This is a genomic window from uncultured Amnibacterium sp. (assembly GCF_964244015.1).
Classification (GTDB): Bacteria; Actinomycetota; Actinomycetes; order Actinomycetales; family Microbacteriaceae; genus Amnibacterium.
Genome location: NZ_CAXTHO010000204.1, coordinates 1 through 2,663, shown reverse-complemented (window position 1 = coordinate 2,663; position 2,663 = coordinate 1). Strand labels below are relative to the sequence as shown.

Sequence of the window (2,663 nt, the reverse complement as noted above, 5' to 3'; positions counted from 1 at the left end):
TGATCGGCAGCATCGTCGACTACCTGTTCGCGCCCGACGACCCGGAGGCGGTCGTCGAGCGGATGGCGTCGCCGGAGGTGCGCATCGTCTCCCTCACCGTCACGGAGGGCGGCTACAACTTCGACCAGGTGACCGGCGAGTTCCAGGCGGACAACCCGGGGGTGCAGCACGACCTCGCGAACCCGGCGGCGCCGACGACGACGTTCGGCTTCGTCTTCGCCGCGCTGCAGCGGCGACGCGAACGCGGCATCCCCCCCTTCACGGTGATGTCGTGCGACAACATCCAGGGCAACGGGCACATCGCGCAGACGATGTTCACCGCGTTCGCCCGCCTCGCGGACCCCGGCTTCGCGGACTGGATGACCGAGCACGTGCGCTTCCCGAACTCGATGGTCGACCGCATCACCCCGGTGACCGCGGACGCAGACCGGCAGGAGGTCGCCGACCGATTCGGGACCCTGGACGCGTGGCCCGTCGTCACGGAGCCGTTCTTCCAGTGGGTGCTCGAGGACCACTTCGGCGACGGCGGCCGCCCGCCGTACGAGGATGCGGATGTGCAGCTCGTCGACGACGTCGAGCCGTACGAGCTGATGAAGCTGAGGCTGCTCAACATCAGCCACCAGGCCATGTGCTACTTCGGGGTGCTGTCCGGCCACACCTACGCGCACGAGGCCACCGGCGACCCGGCGATCCGGCGGCTCCTCACCGCGTACATGGAGCAGGAGGCCACGCCGACGCTGAAGCCGGTGCCCGGCATCGATCTCGCCGACTACAGGGCGACGCTGATCGAGCGGTTCGGCAATCCGGAGGTGCGGGACACCCTGGCCCGGCTGTGCGCGGAGTCGAGCGACCGCATCCCGAAGTGGCTCGTCCCGGTGATCCGGGCGAACCTCGACCACGGCGGCGAGGTCGCCCTGTCCGCGGCGATCTGCGCGAGCTGGGCCCGGTACGACGAGGGCGTCGACGAGCAGGGGAATCCGATCACGATCGTCGACCGGCTCGCCGACGAGCTGCACGCGACCGCGCTGACGCAGCACGACGACGAGCTCGCCTTCGTCCGGGACCGCCGGCTGTTCGGCGCCCTGGCCGACGAGCCGCGGTTCACCGAGCCCTACCTCGCGACGCTCCGGTCGCTGTGGGCGGTCGGCGCGCACTCGACGCTGGAGGCGCTGCCGCTGCCCTGAACGCGGGCCGTCCGGGTGCCGGTCACGCCCCTCCGACGCCCGGACGCTGCTCCTCGCCGACGAGCGACGCCGCGCGGTGGATCAGGGCGTCGTCGCTGTCGCGCGGCCCGACCAGGCACACGCCGAGCGGTGCGCCGCCGATCTCCAGCAGCGGTGCGGACAGCGCAGGGGCGCCGAGGATCCCGGCCACGCACGTCATGCGCAGGGTCTGCGCGCGCACGGCATCCACCGTCGCGGAGTCAGCGGTCGCCTGGGGCGCCGGCGACGCGGCGGAGGGGAGGAGCAGGATCGCCCCCTGCAGCTGGCGCTCGAACCGGTCGCGGTGCGCCGCCAGCTCCGCACGCGCTCCGGCCGCCTCGTCGGCCGTGATCGCGGCGGCGGCGCGGAAGCGGCTCGCGACTGCCCCTAAGACCGCATCCGGATGCGCGGTCAGCCACGGGCCGTTCGCCTCCCACGCCTCGAACGCCTGCACGACGCGGAACGCCTCCTGCGCGGCTGAGACATCGCCGAGGTCGACCTCCTCCGCCACCACCTGTGACCGAGCCCAGTCGGTGAACGCCGTGCGGACGGCCGCGTCCAGCCCGTCGAGCAGGCCGGGTGCGACGACGAACCGCTCGGGCGCCGGCACGGCCGGGCGGCCGGCGGAGGAGACGCGGGAGCAGGCCGCGAGCACCGCACGGTCCCGGGTCAGCCAGCCGACCGTGTCGAAGCTCGGGGCCAGTGGCAGCAGTCCCTCACGCGGGATGCGGTCGTGGGTCGTCCGCAGCCCCCAGAGCCCCTGGTAGGAGGCGGGCACGCGGATCGATCCGCCGGTGTCCGTCGCGAGACCGATGTCCGCCTGGCCGACCGCGACCGCGGAGGCGGGGCCGTTCGACGAGCCGCCGGGCAGCGCGCCGGGGACCCGGCCGTTCGGCGGGGTGCCGTAGTGGGGGTTCGCGCCGGCGATGGAGTACGCGAACTCGTCGGTCCTGGCGATGCCCACGACGTCGGCGCCGGCGGCGAGGAGCGCCTGGACGGCCGGCGCCGTGGCCGGCTCAACCCTCGCGCCGACGAGGTACGCAGGCACGCCCGCACCGATCCGGTACCCGGCGACGGCGAACAGGTCCTTCACGGCGACCCGCCGGCCGGCGAGCGGCCCGGCGCCCGCACCCGGGACGAGCGGCGTGCCGGCCTCGCGCCAGATCCGCGCATCGAGTGCGGGCGCGGGGGTCGCGACATGGGCCACGAGCACCTGCCAGCCGGCCGCGCCGCGCCGCCACACCTGCGTCTGCTGCCCCCGCCCACCCGTGCCGGGCACCAGCTCGGCGACCACCGCCGCGGTGTCCCGGTCGAGCACCCGCACGTGCACGGCGGCGACCCTGCGCTTCGGCGCGCCGCCGCGCCCACGCCGGAACGCAGCGATCGCGTCGTGCCCGATCAGCAGCCCGCCGGCGTCGCCGCGCAGCGTCCACGGCCCGTCGGCGAAGAGCGCGTCGAGCG

At 74.5% G+C, this 2,663-nt stretch carries 2 protein-coding genes; one reads left to right on the top strand and one right to left on the bottom strand.

Annotated elements, in window-relative coordinates:
* Positions 1 to 1,184, top strand: a 1,184-nt coding sequence (locus ACFE67_RS14810; RefSeq protein ID WP_375407635.1) for a mannitol dehydrogenase family protein, incomplete at its 5' end; no start/stop codon positions are given.
* 22 nt (positions 1,185 to 1,206) lie between these two features.
* On the opposite strand, the gene ACFE67_RS14805 is transcribed toward ACFE67_RS14810, so the two are convergent.
* On the bottom strand, positions 1,207 to 2,663 hold a 1,457-nt coding region (locus tag ACFE67_RS14805), incomplete at its 5' end, for an AtzH-like domain-containing protein (protein ID WP_375407634.1).